The organism is Aeromonas sp. QDB18 (genome assembly GCF_027705325.1).
In the GTDB taxonomy this organism is placed as follows: domain Bacteria; phylum Pseudomonadota; class Gammaproteobacteria; order Enterobacterales; family Aeromonadaceae; genus Aeromonas; species Aeromonas caviae.
The window spans coordinates 1-17,722 of record NZ_JAPDBQ010000085.1 but is presented as its reverse complement, the minus strand read 5'-3'; the positions used below and the strand labels follow the sequence as shown (position 1 = coordinate 17,722).

Here is a 17,722-nt window from a genome sequence, read left to right as displayed (position 1 = left end):
AACCAGCGGGGCTGACGCCCCGGCGAAATTCCCCTCCCACCTACGTCGGAGGGAGTCCCCTTTCGCATTTAAGATGGGAGAGCCAGGCCGTGGCGACCCAGGAGATCAACCAAGCCTATCAGGGGAAGACCGACAAGGGCGTTGGGATCACGCCCCTCCAGCGCCTTGAACAAGACGATGCCCATTCCCTCGCACTTGAAGCTGCCGGCACAATCCAGAGGACGTTCGGCCTCCACATAGCGACGGATGGCGGCTTCATCGAGCGAACGAAAATGCACGGTGAAAGGCTCGACGAGCTGCTCGGCATGGCCATTTGCAGCATTGATCACGCACAGCCCGGTGTAAAAGATGACGCGCTTGCCTTGTGCCCGCAGCAACTGCTCGACCGCCTTCTCCACCGTGCCGGGTTTGCCGAGGATCTGCCCGTCACAGACGCACACCTGATCTGAACCGATGATCAATCCTTGATCACGGTCAGCGGCAACGGCATTCGCCTTGGCAAACGCCAATCTGCTGACCAGAGCTTCTGCGGTCTCCCCGTGTCGCGCCGTCTCATCGACTTGAGGCGCAGCACAGTGAAATGGCTGACCGAGTTTTTCCAGCAAGGTCTTGCGGTAGGACGAGGTGGACGCGAGGATCAAGGAAGGCTGCATGTTTTGATGATATCCATTTATAAATCAATTGGTTGATTCTATCTGTGCAGATGGGGCCACGCAAACAGGAGATGTCTACAGCGGGACTCGCCTAATTAGCGGGAAGCATGCATGCTGAGGAAACCACAGCACAAACACAAGAGATCGGAATTGAGCGTGATGACACGATATGCGGCCTTGGTCATGGCACTGATCTCCTTCGCCAGCTGGACAGGGACATGGCAACTTCGCCAGGGGGATGAGGGGGTGATGCTTTGGACCCAGCCACATCCTCCGACCTCTTTTCAGGCCTTACGTCTGGAGATGCGGGTGAATGCCGATCCTGGCGCGCTGATCACGGTGCTGCGGAACACGGCGCGCCATGAAGAGTGGTTGCCCCAGAGCCGTGAAGTCAGGGTGCTGGCCAGATCGGGTCCCGACGATGATCTGGTCTATACCCGCCTGGCATCTCCCTGGCCGGTGCAAGACAGGGAGCTCATCACCCGCTCCCATCTGAGTCGACGCATTGATTGCAGCCTGACTCTCGAGGTGTGGGCAGAGCCGAATGCCCTGCCATTGCATGCAGGGCTGTTCCGGATCCAGGAAAGCGCCGGACGGTGGGAGGCGCTCCCCCAACGGGATGGCAGCACACTCGTTCGGCTCGAAACCTATACCAACCCGGGCAACAACTTGCCGGGCTGGCTGGTCAATCCCATTGCTATCAAGGCTGCCGTGGGCAGTTTCAAAGCCATACGCCGACTGATGGAAGCCGAGCCCAGAGTGGCTGCGACACCAGGCCTGATGGGGAGCGACCCGCGCTGTTCTGCCACCTGATGAGACACCAAGGAGCACATCCGGTGGACAGACAGGGGAGGGGAACAGGATCCTGTGCCAGATCCTGCACGATATGGCATAATCGGCCACCGATGAGCACAAGTTCCTCTTGCAGGGGCCTGTGAAGGTAAAATCATCGGCGGTAAGGACTTTTTCCTTTGACTATCCCTTGTTGGACCTATAATATTCGCGCCCTATGCAAAAGGTGAAGTTGCCCGTTAAGGTTGATCCAGTCCGTAATGCCTTGAAGCTACTCGATTATGTCGGGATAGTGGAAAAGTCGCAGATGCCCAGGCTGGAGGAATCAACCGAAGGCTTGCGAAGTGATGTGGATGTCACACTGCACTTTGGCAAAGATGTCCAGAAGTTGACCGTTATGAAAGGCACTGCCCATGCCAAGGTCGACCTGGTTTGCCAGCGTTGTGGTGAGACGTTTGAACACCTTTGTGAAGCTAGTTTTATTTACACTCCGCTGTTCGAAAGAACAAACGAGGAAGAACTGCCGGAAGCTTATGAGCCCATTGAGTTGGACGAAAACGGCGAGATAGATCTTCATCAAATCCTGGAGGATGAACTCATCCTCTCGTTGCCTCAGGTAGCCATGCATCCGATGGATGTGTGTCCCAGAGGAAACATGGAGATGACCTGGGGTGAAATCGAACCTGCTGATGAGCGGCCGAATCCCTTTGCAGTTCTTGAAGCGCTCAAACGTAAGTGAATTTTAGGAGTTAGCCTACCATGGCCGTACAACAGAACCGTAAAACCCGCGCCAAGCGTGGCATGCGTCGTTCCCACGATGCGCTGACCACCGCTGCCCTGACTGTTGATCAGACCAGTGGCGAAATTCATCGTCGTCACCACGTGACTGCTGATGGTTTCTACCGCGGTAAAAAGGTAATCGCTTAAGGATTGCCTTTGTCTACGCAAACTGTCGCGCTAGACATAATGGGGGGAGATATCGGCCCCTCGGAAACAGTGCCTGCCGCCGTGCAGGCACTGTCTCTTCTACCCCAGCTAAAACTTGTTCTGGTCGGTGATCAACACCAGACTGCCCCTCTTCTGCAGCAATATGGCCTGCTCAATCACCCTCGCGTTCGTCTCGTGCATGCCTCCCAGGTCGTGGGCATGGGCGAAAAGCCTATCGTGGCGCTGCGTACCCTGAAAGACTCCTCCATGCGCGTGACCCTGGATCTGGTCAAGAGCGGCGCTGCCGATGCCTGTGTCAGTGCAGGCAACACCGGTGCCTTGATGGCCATGGCCAAGTGCGTGCTCAAATCCTTGCCCGGTGTTGACCGGCCAGCCCTTATCAAGGCGCTGCCCACATTGGGTGGAAAACGGACCGTGATGCTGGATCTGGGTGCGAACGTGAGCTGTGATGCCGACACCTTGCTGCAATTTGCCGTGATGGGCGCCGTGGTTGCAGAGAAGGTCGAGGGGATACCTTCACCCAGAGTGGCACTGCTCAACGTGGGGGAGGAGGAGATCAAGGGCAACGACCTGGTGCGCCACAGCGCCGAGTTGCTGCGCCAATGCTCCGCCCTGAATTTTGTCGGTTTTATCGAGGGTGACAGGATCTTCAGCGGCGAGTGCGACGTGATCGTCTGCGACGGTTTCGTGGGCAACGTGGCGCTCAAGACCGCGGAGGGGGTGGTGCGGATGATGGCCGAACTGGCCGGATATCCGCGCAAAAAACGCAGTTTTCTTGGTCGACTCGCCGGATTTATGTTCAAACGGCGTTTCTCTTACCTGAACCCCGACCAGTATAATGGCGCGAGTCTGTTAGGATTGCGCGGCATTGTGGTAAAAAGCCATGGGCGGGCCGAGCGCCGCGCTCTGTGTCATGCGATTCTGCTGGCTGCACAAGAAGCCAGACATCAACTTCCATTGCAAATTGCAGATCGCCTTGAATCTGTCTTTTCCGACAGGGATTTATAAAACTCTATGCATAGCAAAATTCTGGGTACTGGCAGTTATCTGCCGAGTTCGGTTCGTACCAACGCCGATCTTGAACAGATGGTTGAAACCAGTGACGAATGGATCGTGGAACGCACCGGGATCCGTGAACGCCGTATCGCCGGAGCCGACGAAACCGTCGCGACCCTTTCCCATCAGGCGGCCTTGCGTGCGCTTGATGCGGCAGGTCTGACTGCCGCCGATCTGGACATGATAGTGCTGGCCACCACCAGCGCAGAGAATGCCTTCCCAGCTGCTGCCTGTGAACTGCAGGGGCTGCTTGACGTACCGGGGATCCCGGCGTTTGACGTAGCCGCCGCCTGTGCCGGCTTTACATATGCTCTCGCAATCGCCGATCAGTTCGTCAAATCCGGCGCTGCTCGCCACGTGCTGGTTGTCGGTGCGGACGTGCTGTCACGCATGTGCGATCCCGAGGATCGCGGCACCATCATCCTGTTCGGGGATGGGGCAGGGGCCGTGGTCATCGGTGCCAGCGACACTCCTGGCATCCTCTCCACCCATCTGCATGCCGATGGCCGTTATGGCGAGCTGCTGAAACTGCCGCAGCCCCGTCGCGGCATGCCGGGTGCCGAGCTCGAAGCCTACATGTACATGAAGGGCAACGATGTCTTCAAGGTGGCGGTGACACGCCTTAGCGAGATCGTGACCGAAACCCTGGCTGCGGCCAACGTCGAGCCGAGCGAGCTGGACTGGCTGGTGCCCCATCAAGCCAACTTCCGCATCATCAATGCCACCGCGAAGAAACTCGGCATGGGGCTCGACAAGGTGATCCTGACCCTGGATCGTCATGGCAATACCTCCGCGGCCTCCGTGCCCATCGCCTTCGATGAAGGGGTGCGCGATGGTCGCATCAAACCCGGCCAGCTGGTCCTGCTGGAAGCCTTCGGCGGCGGTTTTGCCTGGGGCTCTGCGCTGGTTCGCCTCTGATACCGAGCGGTGCCCGGTCCTCGGGCGCCCGCTTACCGAATTCGTCTTACCTTAAAGGAATCAATGATGACCCGATTTGCCATTGCCTTCCCGGGACAAGGCTCCCAGAGCGTCGGCATGCTGGCCGAGCTGGCCGAGCAACACGCCGTGATTAAAGAGACCTTCGCCGAGGCGAGCCAGGTGCTGGGTTATGACCTGTTTGCCCTGGTTATGGCAGGCCCGGCCGAGGATCTCAACAAGACCTGGCGTACCCAGCCAGCGCTCTTGACCGCCTCCGTCGCGCTGTGGCGCCTGTGGCAACAACAAGGCGGGGCAACCCCTGCCGTGATGGCCGGCCACAGCCTGGGGGAATACTCCGCTCTGGTGTGCAGCGGCGCGCTGGCGTTTGCCGATGCCGTCAAACTGGTCGAGCTGCGTGGTCTGGCCATGCAGGAAGCCGTACCGGAAGGCACTGGCGCCATGGCTGCCATCATCGGTCTGGACAACGAGAGCATCGCTGCCAACTGTGAGAAAGCGGCCCAGGGGCAGGTGGTCTCTCCGGTCAACTTCAACTCTCCGGGCCAGGTGGTCATCGCCGGCCACAAAGAGGCGGTCGAGCGTGCCAACGTGCTGATGAAAGAGTCAGGTGCCAAACGTGCTCTGCCGCTGCCGGTCTCCGTGCCCTCCCACTGCGCCCTGATGAAGCCTGCCGCAGAAAAGCTGGCCGCCGCCCTGGATGGGATCGAGATCAAGGTTCCTGCCATCGCCGTCATCAATAATGTCGACGTCTCTTGTGAGCAGGATCCTGCCGCCATCAAGCAAGCCCTGGTGCGTCAGCTGTTCAGCCCGGTTCGCTGGACTGAAACGGTAGAGCGCATGGCAAACGACGGTGTAACCCTCGAAATCGAGATGGGCCCGGGCAAGGTGTTGACCGGCTTGGCCAAGCGTATCGATGCGCGAGTGGAAGGTATTCACGCCAACGACGCCGCCTCGTTCGAGCAGGCGCTGGCCCAGATCAAGTAAACAGGAGCAAGTCATGAGTTTTACCGATAAGGTTGTGTTGGTCACTGGCGCCAGCCGTGGCATTGGTCGTGCGATTGCGGAGACGTTTGCTGCTCGTGGCGCCAAAGTCGTGGGGACCGCGACCAGCGAGAGCGGTGCCGAGGCGATCAGTGCTTACCTGGGTGAGCAAGGCTGCGGCATGGCACTGAACGTGACCAGTCAGGAATCCATCGAAACCGTCTTCGCCGCCATCAAGGCGCGTTTTGGCAACATCGACATCCTGATCAACAACGCCGGCATCACCCGCGACAACCTGCTGATGCGGATGAAGGATGACGAGTGGAACGAGATCATCGACACCAATCTCACCTCCCTGTACCGTCTGAGCAAGCCAGTATTGCGAGCCATGATGAAGAAGCGCAACGGTCGCATCATCAGCATCGGTTCCGTGGTCGGTACCATGGGCAACGCCGGTCAGGTCAACTATGCTGCTGCCAAGGCGGGTCTGGTTGGCTTTACCAAGTCGCTGGCCCGTGAAGTGGCATCTCGTGGCATCACGGTGAATGCGGTTGCTCCCGGTTTCATCGAGACCGACATGACCAAGGCGCTCAATGAAGAGCAGCGCGCCGGCATCATGAATCAGGTGCCTGCCGCCCGTTTGGGCGATCCGAAAGAAATTGCTGCCGCTGTGGTATTCTTGGCATCGGATGATGCCGCCTATATTACCGGCGAAACCCTGCATGTTAATGGCGGGATGTACATGGTGTAATCAATTTGTCGTGAGTTCTGTTCAAATTTGCGATAATACGCCGAAGTTTGGCACATTTCGTGGTTTGACCAGCGGCAAGTCACTTGCAAACTCACGTCAATTGAATACACTACCCCAACCAGACGCAATAGCGTATTTTTAAAGGAAAATTCAGGTCATGAGCAACATCGAAGAACGCGTAAAGAAAATCATCATCGAACAACTGGGTGTTAAAGAAGAAGACGTGAAGAACGCTGCCTCCTTCGTCGACGACCTGGGCGCTGACTCTTTGGATACCGTTGAACTGGTAATGGCGCTGGAAGAAGAATTCGATACCGAAATTCCTGATGAAGAAGCCGAGAAGATCACCACTGTTCAAGCGGCTATCGACTACATCACCGCTAATCAGGAATAAGTTCCTGTTCTGAAAGAAGCGGCCCAAGGGCCGCTTCTTTTATGTTTACCCCTTTCAAAACACCTCTCGGAGACTACCTCAGTGTCAAAACGCAGAGTCGTGGTGACCGGCTTGGGGATGCTTTCCCCGGTAGGCAACACTGCCGAATCCAGCTGGCAAGCCCTGCTCAACGGGCAGAGCGGCATTTCCCTCATCGACCACTTTGATGCAAGCGAGTTCGCAACCCGTTTCGCAGGCCTGGTCAAGGATTTCGACCCCGAAGAGTTCGGCATCAACCGCAAAGAAGCCCGCAAGATGGATCTCTTCATCCAGTATGGCGTGGCGGCGGGTGTTCAGGCCCTGGAAGATTCCGGCCTGATCATCAACGAAGAGAACGCGGAGCGGGTAGGCGTTGCCATCGGCTCCGGTATCGGCGGTCTGGGTCTGATTGAGCAGAACCACAGCAGCCTCATCAATGGCGGCCCCCGCAAGCTGAGCCCTTTCTTCATTCCGTCCACCATCATCAATATGGTGTCCGGTCATCTTTCCATCATGAAAGGCATGCAGGGCCCGAACATCGCCGTGACAACCGCCTGTACCACGGGTACCCATGCCATCGGCATGGCTGGCCGGATGATCGCCTATGGCGATGCGGACGTGATGGTCGCCGGTGGTGCCGAGAAAGCCTCCACCCCCATGGGCATGGGCGGCTTTGCCGCTGCCAAGGCGCTCTCCACCCGCAATGACGAACCACAGAAGGCGAGCCGCCCCTGGGACAAGGATCGCGACGGTTTCGTGCTGGGCGACGGTGCCGGCGTACTGGTGCTGGAAGAGTATGAACATGCCAAGGCTCGCGGCGCCAAGATCTATGCCGAGCTGGTCGGCTTTGGCATGAGCGGGGATGCCTATCACATGACGGCCCCTCCCTCGGACGGCGATGGTGGCGCACGCGCCATGAAGAACGCCATCAAGGATGCTGGCATTGCACCCGAGCAGATCGGTTACATCAATGCCCACGGTACCTCCACCCCCCTTGGGGATGTGGCAGAGCTGCGCGGCATGAAGAAGGTGTTTGGTGAACATGCCAGCGCCCTGATGGTCAGCTCCACCAAGTCCATGACAGGCCACCTGTTGGGTGCGGCTGGCGCCATCGAGGCGATCATCACCGTGCTCTCTCTGCGTGACCAGATGGTGCCTCCTACCATCAACCTGGACAACCCGGATGATGAGTGCGACCTGGATCTGGTGCCGCATGTTGCCAAGGCCGGCAGCTTCGAATATGCCCTCTCCAATTCCTTCGGTTTTGGCGGCACCAATGGCTCCCTGATCTTCAAACGCGTATAATTCGCTCTGGGCGAATGATAAGGCCCGATACGGTAGTATCGGGCCTTTTTTATCGGAGGGATCCCCTTGCTGATTAATGGAATACCCACAGAAACACTGTCAGCCAGGGATCGTGGACTGGCATACGGTGATGGTCATTTCACCACCATGCTGGTGAGGGAAGGGAAGGTACTCTGGTGGCAGGACCATCTGGCCCGGCTGCAACATGCCAACGCCCGGCTTGGTTTTGGCGAGCACTCCTGGGACCTGCTTGCCGACGAGGCGGCGCAGCTTGCTTCTGGGCAGACACAGGCTGTCGTCAAGATAATGCTGACCCGGGGCGCCGGTGGGCGGGGATATGACGGCGCAGGCTGTGACACGCCCACTCGCATCGTCTCTTTGGCACCTTATCCTGAGCATTATCATGATTGGCAGCAAACCGGTATCAATGCCCTGGTATGCCAGCAGCAGCTTGGGGACAGTCCCATGCTCGCCGGTCTCAAGACGCTGGGGCGCCTCGAACAAGTGATGCTGAAGCGCGAACTTGCTGCGCGTGGCGGGGTCGAAGGTATAGTCTTGAACAGCCGGGGATTTCTGGTAGAAGGGGTCAGCGCGAATCTGTTTTGGCGTCGTGGTAGGACGGTGTTCACACCGGATCTCACCCGCGCCGGGATCGATGGCATCATGCGCAAGCGCGTGATGACGATGCTTAAACAGATGGGCATTGAACTGCGTGTCGCAGAGGCTCCATTGGAGTCACTCTGGCAGGCGGAAGAGGTCTGGCTGACCAATACCCTGATGGGGATTGTCCCGGTCACCAGCATCGGGGATATGCACTATCCCAGTCCGGTATTGATTCGCCGTTTACAGGAGCGCTTGGTCATTGAAGTTTAATCGGCTTTACACCCTGCTCGCGGGGGCGGCACTCTCTGTCGCCGTTGCCGGAGGGTACGTTTATCACAAGTGGCAACAGGTGGATACGCTCACCAACAAGGGGCCAACACGCCTCTTTACCGTCGAAAAAGGCGCCCATGCGGCGCGCCTGATTGCCGAACTGGGAGAGGGGGAAACCAGCCCCTGGGCGGTGCGCCTCTGGTTGCGCGGTCATCCCGAACTGGTGGCCATCAAGTCCGGCACCTATGAAATCAAGGAAGGGGCGCCGCTCAAGGAGACTCTCTCTCTCTTTGCTTCCGGCAAGGAGTTTCACTTCAGCCTGACCTTTGTCGAAGGGTCCCGTTTTGAGGATTGGCTGAAGCAACTTTCCAGCGCCCCCTATCTGGAGCGCCTGACTCTGGAGCAGAGCGAAACCGAGCTGGCTCAGGAACTCGGCATCGAAAATGGCAAGCTGGAGGGGTGGTTCCTGCCGGAAACCTACGCCTATACCACTCATGCCAGCGATCTTTCCATCCTGCGCCGCGCCTATCAGGACATGAAAACGTTCCTGAAGGCTTCCTGGGAGAAGCGTCAGGCCAATCTGCCCTACAAGACACCCTATGAGGCGCTCATCATGGCCTCCATCATCGAAAAAGAGACGGGCCAACCGGATGAACGAGCCCAGATTGCCTCTGTGTTCGTCAACCGTCTACGCCTTGGCATGAAGTTGCAGACCGACCCTACCGTCATCTACGGGGTGAAGGAGAGGTACGATGGCAACATTCGCCGCAGCGATTTGACAGACGTGAACCCCTACAACACCTATGTGATCGACGGTCTGCCTCCGACGCCCATCGCCATGCCGGGCAAGGCCTCCATCGAGGCGGCGCTCAACCCCAAATCGACCGACTATCTCTACTTCGTTGCCAAGGGGGGCGGTGCCCACTACTTCTCCAAGACCCTCGATGAACACAATCGGGCGGTGCGTGAATACATATTGAAGAAACCCTAATGTCTAAATTTATCGTGATTGAAGGATTGGAAGGGGCAGGGAAGAGCTCTGCGGTGCGCTATGTGACCGACTATCTGCAAGCCCACGGAGTTGCGCGGATCGAGTGCACCCGGGAGCCGGGCGGCACGCCGCTGGCGGAACGCATGCGGGCCATCGTCAAGGAAGTGCACGACGAGCGCCTGACAGTCGAGGCCGAGCTGCTGTTGATGTACGCCTCCCGGGTACAACTGGTGGAGACCCGGATCAAGCCTGCCTTGGTAGACGGCATCTGGGTAGTGGGCGATCGCCACGATCTCTCCTCCCAGGCCTATCAGGGGGGTGGCCGCGGCATCGATGCGAACCTCATCGGCGCCATCAAACGGGCGGTCCTCGGGGATTTCAAGCCGGATCTGACGCTCTATCTGGACATCGATCCTGCCATCGGCCTGCAGCGGGCCCGCCATCGCGGCGAGCTGGACAGGATTGAGCTGGAGCAGATCGGCTTCTTTGAACGTACCCGCCAGCGTTACCTCGAGTTGGCGGCCGCCGATGATTCCATCCAGGTCATCGATGCCGGGTTGCCCCCTGCGCAAGTCAAAGCCGCCATCGAGGCTGCCCTTGAGCATTATCTGGCAAGCGAGGGGCTATGTATCCCTGGCTGATCCCGGATTGGCATGCCCTGAGCGAGACGGCCCGGGCCGGACGGCTCGGGCACGCCTGGTTGCTGCTAGGAGATCCTGGTCTTGGCAAGGAGCAGCTTGCAGAGCGACTGGCGCGACTGCACCTGTGTCAGCATCCACAACGAGGTGAGCCTTGCGGTCAGTGCCACTCCTGCCAACTGTTTGAGAAGGGGCATCACCCGGATCTTGGCACCCTGGGGCCCGAGGGCAAGACCATAGGTGTCGAAGCCATCCGGGAGATTTGCAGCCGCCTCCAGAGCACATCCCAGCTCGGTCGCGGCAAGGTGGTGATCATTCAGGAGGCGGAGCGCATGACGGAGTCTGCCGCCAATGCTTTGCTGAAGACGCTGGAAGAGCCGGCTGGCGACAGTCTGTTGCTGCTCATCGCATCCCGGGTATCTCGCCTGCTCCCCACCATCTTGAGCCGTTGTCACAAGCATGTCTGCCAGCTCCCCTCTGAGGGGGAGACCCTTGCCTGGCTCGCCGAGCAGGGCCATCAGGCCACCCTGGCCCAGGTGCGGATCTGCCAGGGTGCGCCGCTGCGGGTGCTGAGCTACATCGAAGCACAGCAAGATGATGCCAGACGGGCATTGCTCGACGGATTTGTCTCGCTGGCATCGGCCCCCACCCGTGCGGCGAATGTCTGTGCCCAGTTGGCCGAGGATACTCAGGTCCGGCTGCACTGGTTGCAGCTCTTCCTGTGTGATGCCCTCAAGCTTCAGGCTGGCTGCGGCCATCATCAACTGGCAATGCCGGATCTTGCATCACTCAGCCAGCAACTGGCAGAGAAACACTCCAGCGAACGGCTCCTGGAAGCCGAACAGCAGCTGGTTATGCTGAAAGGGGCTTGTCAGCCAGGACAGCTTTCCAATCCCACCATCCATTTGATGAACTGGCTCAATCGCTGGTTATAAACAAGGTTGTCTATGTTACTCGTTGATTCCCATTGCCATCTCGATCGCTTGAGTTATGGTTCCAAGCAGACCGACATGGCCGATGTACTGGCCAAGGCGGCGCAGCAGAGCGTGGGATATTTTCTCTGCGTGAGTGTGACCCAGGCCCAGTTCCCGACCATGATGGAGGCCATCGCTCCCTATCCCCAGGTGTTTGCCTCCTGCGGTGTTCACCCGCTCAATCAGGATCCCGGGGTGGATGCTGCCTTGCTGCTGACTCAGGCGGCCGATGAGAGAGTGGTGGCCATTGGCGAAACCGGGCTCGACTACTTCTATTCACCGGAAAACAAGGATGTACAGCAAGCCTCTTTCCGCGAACATATCCGGGTAGCCCGGGCACTGAACAAACCGCTCATCATCCACACCCGGGATGCCCAGGAAGACACGCTGCGGATCATGCGAGAGGAGGGGGCCGAACAGGTGGGCGGAGTGCTGCACTGCTTCACCGAGTCCCTCGAAATGGCCGAGGCCGCGATGGCAATGGGGTTCTATATTTCCATCTCGGGAATAGCCACTTTCAAGAACGCCTCAGCCCTGCAGGCCGTGGTCAAGGCGTTGCCCCTGGAACGACTGCTGGTTGAAACCGACTCTCCCTATCTGGCACCGGTTCCGCACCGGGGGAGGGAGAACGAGCCGGCCTTTGTTCGCGACGTTGCCCAATTTATCGCGGATCTTCGCCAGATTCCGCTCGCTGAATTGGCGGAGGCCACCAGCCACAATTTCTTCGAGTTGTTCAAGTTGGCAAAGCGATAACAGACAACGCCCCGCATAGCGGCAATGCTGTTCAGATAAGCACTTTTTTGACTGATTATTCATAAATTGGATTTGAGTTGAGGGGGCAAGGCTGTGTCCAGTCGATCTTCCTCCAGCCTTTATCCAGCGGGGCTTGCAATAGAAAGAGGGAGGCATCATGCCTCCCTCGCTTTTTTGTCCTGATACTACGTGGACTGGAACTCAAATTCTCTTAAGTGAACAGCATTGCCGCATAGCGGGGCGTTTTACTATGACAATTTGCACTATCATGATCCATCCAAAAACAATCATGCCAAGTTGTTATCTCTCATTTTGTATGGTGGGTGCTGACGAGATTAAATCGCCAGCACCTGATAAAACGGAGCAGGGATGACAGAGTGCTTGAGGAATCAATGAGGGAGCTGAAATGGGTTAAAGCAGTCTTCATAAGTATCGATAATATTCATTATCGATACTTGATAGATCTGGAAGATCCTGTAAGATCCACCGAAACTCCGCTTTAAATCATAGAGTTAAGTGAACTACCCAAGCCTTCAAAACCCAGTTCAGCAATCCTTGCAAAGCGTCTTCGATCCTCAGCTGAACAGCCGGGCAAGACGCTTCCTGCGCAGTGCTAAAGCCGACTCCACCCTCAATGCCTATCAGGCAGATACCCGTATCTTTGTCTCCTGGTGCCAGCTCCACGGGCTGGAGCCCTTGCAGACGACACACCACGACATCATGAATTTTCTGGCGGATCAGGCCGACGGTATCCTGGCCAACTGGGTCTGGCTCGACAAGGAGGAAGGAAAGGGGGAGCTTCGCAACGGGGAACCTCGCAAACCGGCCACCCTGGTAAGACGGCTTGCCGGCATTCGCTATGCCTTCAAGCAGAAGGGGATCCACCCCATGCCGACCGAGCATGCGGAGATCAAGGAGATGATGCGGGGCATAGTACGGCTCGGTGATAACCGCAAACGCAAAACGGGGGCGCTGACCCTGAAACCATTGGCCTGCGTACTGGACGAGATAGATACCAGCAATCTGGCGGGACTTCGGGATTACACCCTGTTGCTGCTGATGTTCAGTGGCGCCTTGCGCCGATCGGAAGCGGCCAGGATCGAGGTGGATGACGTGCAGTTTGTGGGGCAGGGGATACGCCTTCGTCTCAAACCAAGCAAACATCAGCTCCATGAATCGGAGATAGCACTCATTCCGGGCACCCGGTATTGCCCAGTGTCTGCACTGCAACAATGGCTGAAAAGAAGCCGGATTGCTGAGGGCCCCCTGTTTCGCCGGATGAATCGCTGGGGACAGCTGATGGCAGATCCCCTGGGGCCGCAAGGCATCAACCTGATGATCAAGCGGCGAACCGGTCAGGCCATCGACGATCTCCACGTCAGTGGCCACAGTTTGCGGCGGGGGTTCATCACCTCGGCGGTGACGGCGGGCAAACCGATGAACAAGATCATCGAGGTGACCCGGCACAAGGACATGCGCACCTTGCAGGAATATTTCGATGATGCACACAAGTTCTCGGATCACGCCCTGGATGGGTTGTTATAGAGAACCGCGCCTCTCTATTTTTTATGTTAAATGATATCCTGTTGATCTGGTGGTATATTCATGTCGTCCTCCACAGACATCATAACGGCGGGAGAGGCGTAATCCGATTTACTTTCGTAGAAGATGCCAACGAAAAATGAGAGATAACATTCACGATGTAGACATGTCGGAAGGTCACGATAGCCAGGAATTGAAGAAAAGCGCTGCGCAAGAGAATGCCGAACGGCAGCGCCAGCACGTGAAGCGCAAGCAGGAAACCCACAGCCGGTTGCAATGCTGGATAAGCAATCGTCATGCAGAGAGGTTGGCCATGCTGGGGCAACAACTGGAAGACAGTCAGGCCTCCATCATCGAGCAGGCGATCGATCTGCTCTATCAGCACGAACTGCAACAAACGACCAACGCGCAGCAGAGCGATCTCCCCGAGTCGGCAGACATGCTCGAATAGACGATGGTATCGTGCCGGCATGGTTGAAAAAGGGGGAACCGCAGAATTCGGAAAAAATCGTACGCTAAGCTAACGGTGTTCTCGTGACAGCTCTTTGACTAGGCTTTCTAAGGCCATTCTGATAGCCCTGACTTCCTGAAAAGCCATGGCTAAAATTTGTGCGGCTAAAAGGGATAACCGATGGTAAAGTAAGTTATCCCTGTCGAGATACTGAAAAGCGTTATCCTCGTTTTTCCCAAAACTGTTTTGCCAGTTCGCTCAGAGCGCTAGTTAACTGAGCGACAGATTTCGCACTTTGCAAATTATTCTGCCCGGTCTGTACATTGGTATCAGCAGCATCGCGTATATTGATAATACTGCGGTTTATGTCTTCACTTACTGCTCCCTGCTGCTCGACCGCAGTCGCTATTTGCGCGTTCATGTCGGTAATTTCGTTAACGCGTTGGCCAATTCCATCAAGAGCTGTAGCTGCTTCCTCTGCGTGAGCTACACTCGTGTGCGCTTGCCGACTACTTTGCTCCATGACTGTAACAGCGGATTGCGCTCGCTCTTGTAGAGCGCTGATCATGCTTTGAATATCCGTTGTCGATTGCTGTGTGCGAGCAGCAAGACTGCGAACCTCATCGGCGACAACAGCAAAACCACGCCCCTGCTCACCAGCACGCGCGGCCTCAATTGCTGCGTTGAGTGCCAACAAATTCGTTTGCTCGGCGATCCCTCGTATAACGTCAAGAACTTTTGATATCTCGTTACTTTGACCTTCAAGCTCATGAATAACCTGAGCGGCTTGCCTAATTTCACCTTCAAGGGCAGTGATTGACTGGCTTGTGTGGGCTACCAGACGCTGGCCAGATGCCGTCTCAGTGTCTGCTCTTCCGGCCGCATCTGCAGCATGCTGTGCATTGCTCGCAACCTCTTGAATGCTTGCCACCATTTGGTTTACTGCCGTTGCTATTTGATCTGTCTCTGCCTGCTGCTCAACTGTAAGTACATTGCTTGACTCAATATCCTTTAGTAGGCCTCGGGTGTGTTCGCTAAGCCGATTTGATGCATCACCTATGCGACCTACTATGGCGCCTGTTTCAGCTTGCATCATTCGTAAAGCAAACTCTATTTGGCCAAACTCATCGGTGCGCCCAGTGTAGAGGGATTGACTTAATGGGTTATTGGAAATATTCCTGGCTCTTTCAACCAGTCTTCCAAGAGGAGAGAGAATAGCCAAAACACTAACAGAGCTTAAGCTTCCTGACATTAAAGTGGCTAACAATAAGCTGCTTATTGATGTATCAGTAAGCATGCCGGCAGCCATTGCGCTTGATATAATACTACCCCATATGAGCAAGAGTATTTTCACGGAAAAGCTAGCAGCCAATTTCGGCCTCGCGGCCTTCCCGCTTCTCAATTGAGCATATAATTTTTCCGCAGCCAAAACCTGCTCAGGTTCAGGCTTGGTCCTTACAGACTGGTATTCAACAATCGAACCATTCTTAGGGAAAGTGCGAACAAGTATCCCACGAACAAAAAATGAAAATTTTAGTCATTTAATATCAATTGGTTACCAGTAAATTCTCTCGTGCCATATGACTTATTCGCACCTTCCTTAATCTTCTTAGCGGGATTGCCGCCAACGATAGCGTAAGGCTCCACATCTTTTGTCACCAACGAGCGGCTGCCTATCACCGCACCGTGCCCGATCTTGATTCCGGGCATGACCATTGCCTCAGAGCCGATCCAAACGTCATTGCCAATGACAGTATTACCTGCTTTTTGGAAGGCATCGAGTGCGCTTGAGAATGCAGGTTCTTCCTGCATATAAAAGAACGGGAAAGATGATGCCCAGTCGTACCGATGCCCCTGATTGCCAGCCATGATAAAGGAAGCCCCACTCCCGATAGAGCAGAAACTACCGATGATCAACTTATCAACGTCATCACGGTCCGGAAACAGATACCGTGCGCAGTCATCGAATGAGTGCCCATGATAGTAGCCAGAGTAATAGCTGTACCGCCCAACTTTGATATTGGTGCATATTCCGGCCGATCATGAACACCAATTCCGATTCAACGTGAACACCATTTCCGGACCAATGTGAACGCTCATTCCGGTTCAACCTGAACACTTCGCCCCTCCTTTCCGGAAACAGTGTTCAACATCCCGGAATCACTGTTCACATTCACCGGAATCATCCTTAACGCATTGATTTAAAAACCTTTGATACGCTCTCCCTTTTGCCAGGGAAGAGCCTATGTCTGCCAAGAGGATTGCAATGCGTAAAATTCGTGAAGTGCTGCGACTGCGGCTGGAAGCTGACCTCTCTGTTCGCCAAATCAGTATCTGTACCAAGGTCAGTGTCGGCTCCATCCAGAAACTCCTCAAAAGTGCCCAGGCGCTCGGCCTTACCTGGCCCTTACCTACCGAGCTTGATGATGGCCGACTGGCTGCCCTGTTCTATCCGCAGGCCGATACCACCATCTCGGCCCGCCATGTTGTGCCGGATTGGCCCTCTGTCCATCAGGAGCTCAAGCGCAAGGGGGTCTCCAAACAGCTGCTCTGGGAGGAGTACACCCAGCGCTATCCCAATAGCTGTTACAGCTACTCCCAGTTCTGTGACCGTTACAAGTCCTGGTGTCAGTTGCAAAAGCGCTCCATGCGCCAGATCCACAAGGCGGGGGAAAAGCTCTTTATCGACTACTGCGGGCCCACGGTGCCCATCGTGTCGCCGACTACGGGTGAGGTCCGTCAGGCACAAGTCTTTGTCGCCGTGCTCGGTGCGTCCAACTACACCTTTGCCGAGGCCACCTGGTCACAGTCACTGCCGGACTGGCTGCAAAGCCATGTCCGTGCCTTTGAGTTTTTCGGCGGGACACCGGCACTGCTGATCCCCGACAACCTCAAGAGCGGTGTCAGCAAGGCTTGCCGATACGATCCCGAGCTCAACCCCAGCTACCAGCAGTTGGCCGAGCACTATCAGGTGGCGGTGATGCCAGCTCGTCCTTACAAGCCCAAGGACAAGGCCAAGGCGGAGGTGGGTGTGCAGATCGTCGAGCGCTGGATCCTGGCCCGTCTACGCCATCAGACCTTCTTCTCGCTTGCCGAACTCAACCAGTGCATCCGTGCCTTGCTGAACGAACTCAACGAGCGTCCGTTCAAGCAACTGCCCGGTAACCGACGTGACGCATTTGAGCAGTTGGACCGCCCGGCACTGGGACCACTGCCGGTGCATCCCTATCGCTATGTCGCCATCAAAACGGTCAAGGTCAACATCGACTATCACGTCAGTTATGAGCAGCACCATTACTCGGTGCCACACCAGTATGTGGGTCAGCAACTGGAGCTCCATGCAGGCGACACACTGCTTCAGGTCTATCACCAGCAACAGCTGGTCGCGAGCCATCCACGTAAAACCATCCCGGGGATGAGCACGCTCCCTGAGCACATGCCGGAACGTCACAGCAAGCAGCAACGCTGGACCCCAGGGCGTCTTAAACAGTGGGCTGCTGACATCGGACCGAGCACCTTGTGCTGGGTTAGCGAACGGTTGGAAGAGAAAGCCCATGCCGAGCAGGCATACCGACTCTGCCTGGGGCTGCTGAGTCTTAGCCGGGAGTATCCGCCATCACGGGTTGAAGCCTGTTGCCAGTTGGCCAACCGGGAAGGTCTGGTGCG

19 protein-coding genes and 1 pseudogene are annotated in these 17,722 nt (G+C 56.6%); 17 read left to right on the top strand and 3 right to left on the bottom strand.

From position 1 onward, the window contains the following. Positions 1-68: 68 nt before the first annotated feature. Positions 69-653, bottom strand: coding sequence for a Maf family protein (locus OKC30_RS13470; protein WP_270663910.1), 585 nt, complete (start codon positions 651-653; stop codon positions 69-71). A gap of 111 nt (positions 654-764) precedes the next feature. Here OKC30_RS13470 and OKC30_RS13465 point away from each other — a divergent pair, with 111 nt between their 5' ends. The 16 genes from OKC30_RS13465 (at position 765) to OKC30_RS13390 (ending at position 14,056) form a co-directional block, all read left to right on the top strand. Then, positions 765-1,466 carry an START domain-containing protein gene (locus OKC30_RS13465; RefSeq protein WP_442865698.1) on the top strand — a complete coding sequence of 234 codons (702 nt, stop codon included), beginning with the start codon at positions 765-767 and terminating at the stop codon, positions 1,464-1,466. Between the two features lie 196 nt (positions 1,467-1,662). Beyond that, on the top strand, positions 1,663-2,184 hold the full coding sequence (gene yceD / locus OKC30_RS13460) for a 23S rRNA accumulation protein YceD (RefSeq protein ID WP_042863864.1): 522 nt from the start codon (positions 1,663-1,665) through the stop codon (positions 2,182-2,184). Between the two features lie 20 nt (positions 2,185-2,204). After that, on the top strand, positions 2,205-2,372 hold the full coding sequence (gene rpmF / locus OKC30_RS13455) for a 50S ribosomal protein L32 (RefSeq protein ID WP_005300935.1): 168 nt from the start codon (positions 2,205-2,207) through the stop codon (positions 2,370-2,372). A 9-nt stretch (positions 2,373-2,381) separates the two neighbouring features. Beyond that, positions 2,382-3,401, top strand: coding sequence for a phosphate acyltransferase PlsX (gene plsX / locus OKC30_RS13450; RefSeq protein WP_039041172.1), 1,020 nt, complete (start codon positions 2,382-2,384; stop codon positions 3,399-3,401). A gap of 6 nt (positions 3,402-3,407) precedes the next feature. Further along, the gene (locus OKC30_RS13445) at positions 3,408-4,367 is read left to right on the top strand and encodes a beta-ketoacyl-ACP synthase III (RefSeq protein ID WP_010674740.1); all 960 of its coding nucleotides are present in this window, start codon (positions 3,408-3,410) and stop codon (positions 4,365-4,367) included. 66 nt (positions 4,368-4,433) lie between these two features. Continuing rightward, entirely contained in the window at positions 4,434-5,369 is a 936-nt protein-coding gene (gene fabD / locus OKC30_RS13440; RefSeq protein WP_042017641.1) for an ACP S-malonyltransferase, read from the top strand. 13 nt (positions 5,370-5,382) lie between these two features. After that, a complete protein-coding gene (fabG, locus tag OKC30_RS13435) occupies positions 5,383-6,117 on the top strand; it encodes a 3-oxoacyl-ACP reductase FabG (RefSeq protein ID WP_052815324.1) in 735 nt (244 codons plus the stop codon). A 157-nt stretch (positions 6,118-6,274) separates the two neighbouring features. After that, positions 6,275-6,511, top strand: a complete 237-nt coding sequence (acpP, locus tag OKC30_RS13430) for an acyl carrier protein (RefSeq protein WP_005300909.1) — start codon at positions 6,275-6,277, stop codon at positions 6,509-6,511. An 81-nt stretch (positions 6,512-6,592) separates the two neighbouring features. Further along, positions 6,593-7,834 (top strand): beta-ketoacyl-ACP synthase II, encoded by a 1,242-nt coding sequence (fabF, locus tag OKC30_RS13425; RefSeq protein WP_270663920.1) that lies wholly within the window; start codon positions 6,593-6,595, stop codon positions 7,832-7,834. A 66-nt stretch (positions 7,835-7,900) separates the two neighbouring features. After that, a complete protein-coding gene (pabC, locus tag OKC30_RS13420) occupies positions 7,901-8,707 on the top strand; it encodes an aminodeoxychorismate lyase (RefSeq protein WP_270663922.1) in 807 nt (268 codons plus the stop codon). After that, positions 8,697-9,698, top strand: coding sequence for an endolytic transglycosylase MltG (gene mltG / locus OKC30_RS13415; protein WP_270663925.1), 1,002 nt, complete (start codon positions 8,697-8,699; stop codon positions 9,696-9,698). The genes pabC and mltG overlap by 11 nt, the downstream gene beginning before the upstream one ends. Beyond that, positions 9,698-10,339: a dTMP kinase gene (gene tmk, locus OKC30_RS13410; protein WP_270663930.1), complete on the top strand. Its 642-nt coding sequence runs from the start codon at positions 9,698-9,700 to the stop codon at positions 10,337-10,339. The genes mltG and tmk overlap by 1 nt, the downstream gene beginning before the upstream one ends. Continuing rightward, positions 10,324-11,271 (top strand): DNA polymerase III subunit delta', encoded by a 948-nt coding sequence (holB, locus tag OKC30_RS13405; protein ID WP_270663932.1) that lies wholly within the window; start codon positions 10,324-10,326, stop codon positions 11,269-11,271. The genes tmk and holB overlap by 16 nt, the downstream gene beginning before the upstream one ends. 12 nt (positions 11,272-11,283) lie before the next feature. Further along, positions 11,284-12,063 (top strand): TatD family hydrolase, encoded by a 780-nt coding sequence (locus OKC30_RS13400; protein WP_042863871.1) that lies wholly within the window; start codon positions 11,284-11,286, stop codon positions 12,061-12,063. A gap of 516 nt (positions 12,064-12,579) precedes the next feature. Continuing rightward, positions 12,580-13,608 (top strand): site-specific integrase, encoded by a 1,029-nt coding sequence (locus OKC30_RS13395; protein ID WP_236544849.1) that lies wholly within the window; start codon positions 12,580-12,582, stop codon positions 13,606-13,608. Between the two features lie 163 nt (positions 13,609-13,771). Beyond that, the gene (locus OKC30_RS13390) at positions 13,772-14,056 is read left to right on the top strand and encodes a RepB family protein (protein WP_201901069.1); all 285 of its coding nucleotides are present in this window, start codon (positions 13,772-13,774) and stop codon (positions 14,054-14,056) included. 220 nt (positions 14,057-14,276) lie between these two features. On the opposite strand, the gene OKC30_RS13385 is transcribed toward OKC30_RS13390, so the two are convergent. Together OKC30_RS13385 and OKC30_RS13380 are read right to left on the bottom strand one after the other, a co-directional pair. Continuing rightward, positions 14,277-15,428: a methyl-accepting chemotaxis protein gene (locus OKC30_RS13385; protein WP_254203950.1), complete on the bottom strand. Its 1,152-nt coding sequence runs from the start codon at positions 15,426-15,428 to the stop codon at positions 14,277-14,279. A gap of 224 nt (positions 15,429-15,652) precedes the next feature. Further along, positions 15,653-16,087 (bottom strand): annotated as a pseudogene (locus tag OKC30_RS13380) (CatB-related O-acetyltransferase); the annotation flags it as partial. A 214-nt stretch (positions 16,088-16,301) separates the two neighbouring features. Here OKC30_RS13380 and istA point away from each other — a divergent pair. After that, positions 16,302-17,722, top strand: a 1,421-nt coding sequence (gene istA / locus OKC30_RS13375) for an IS21-like element ISAs29 family transposase (protein WP_270809652.1), incomplete at its 3' end; no start/stop codon positions are given.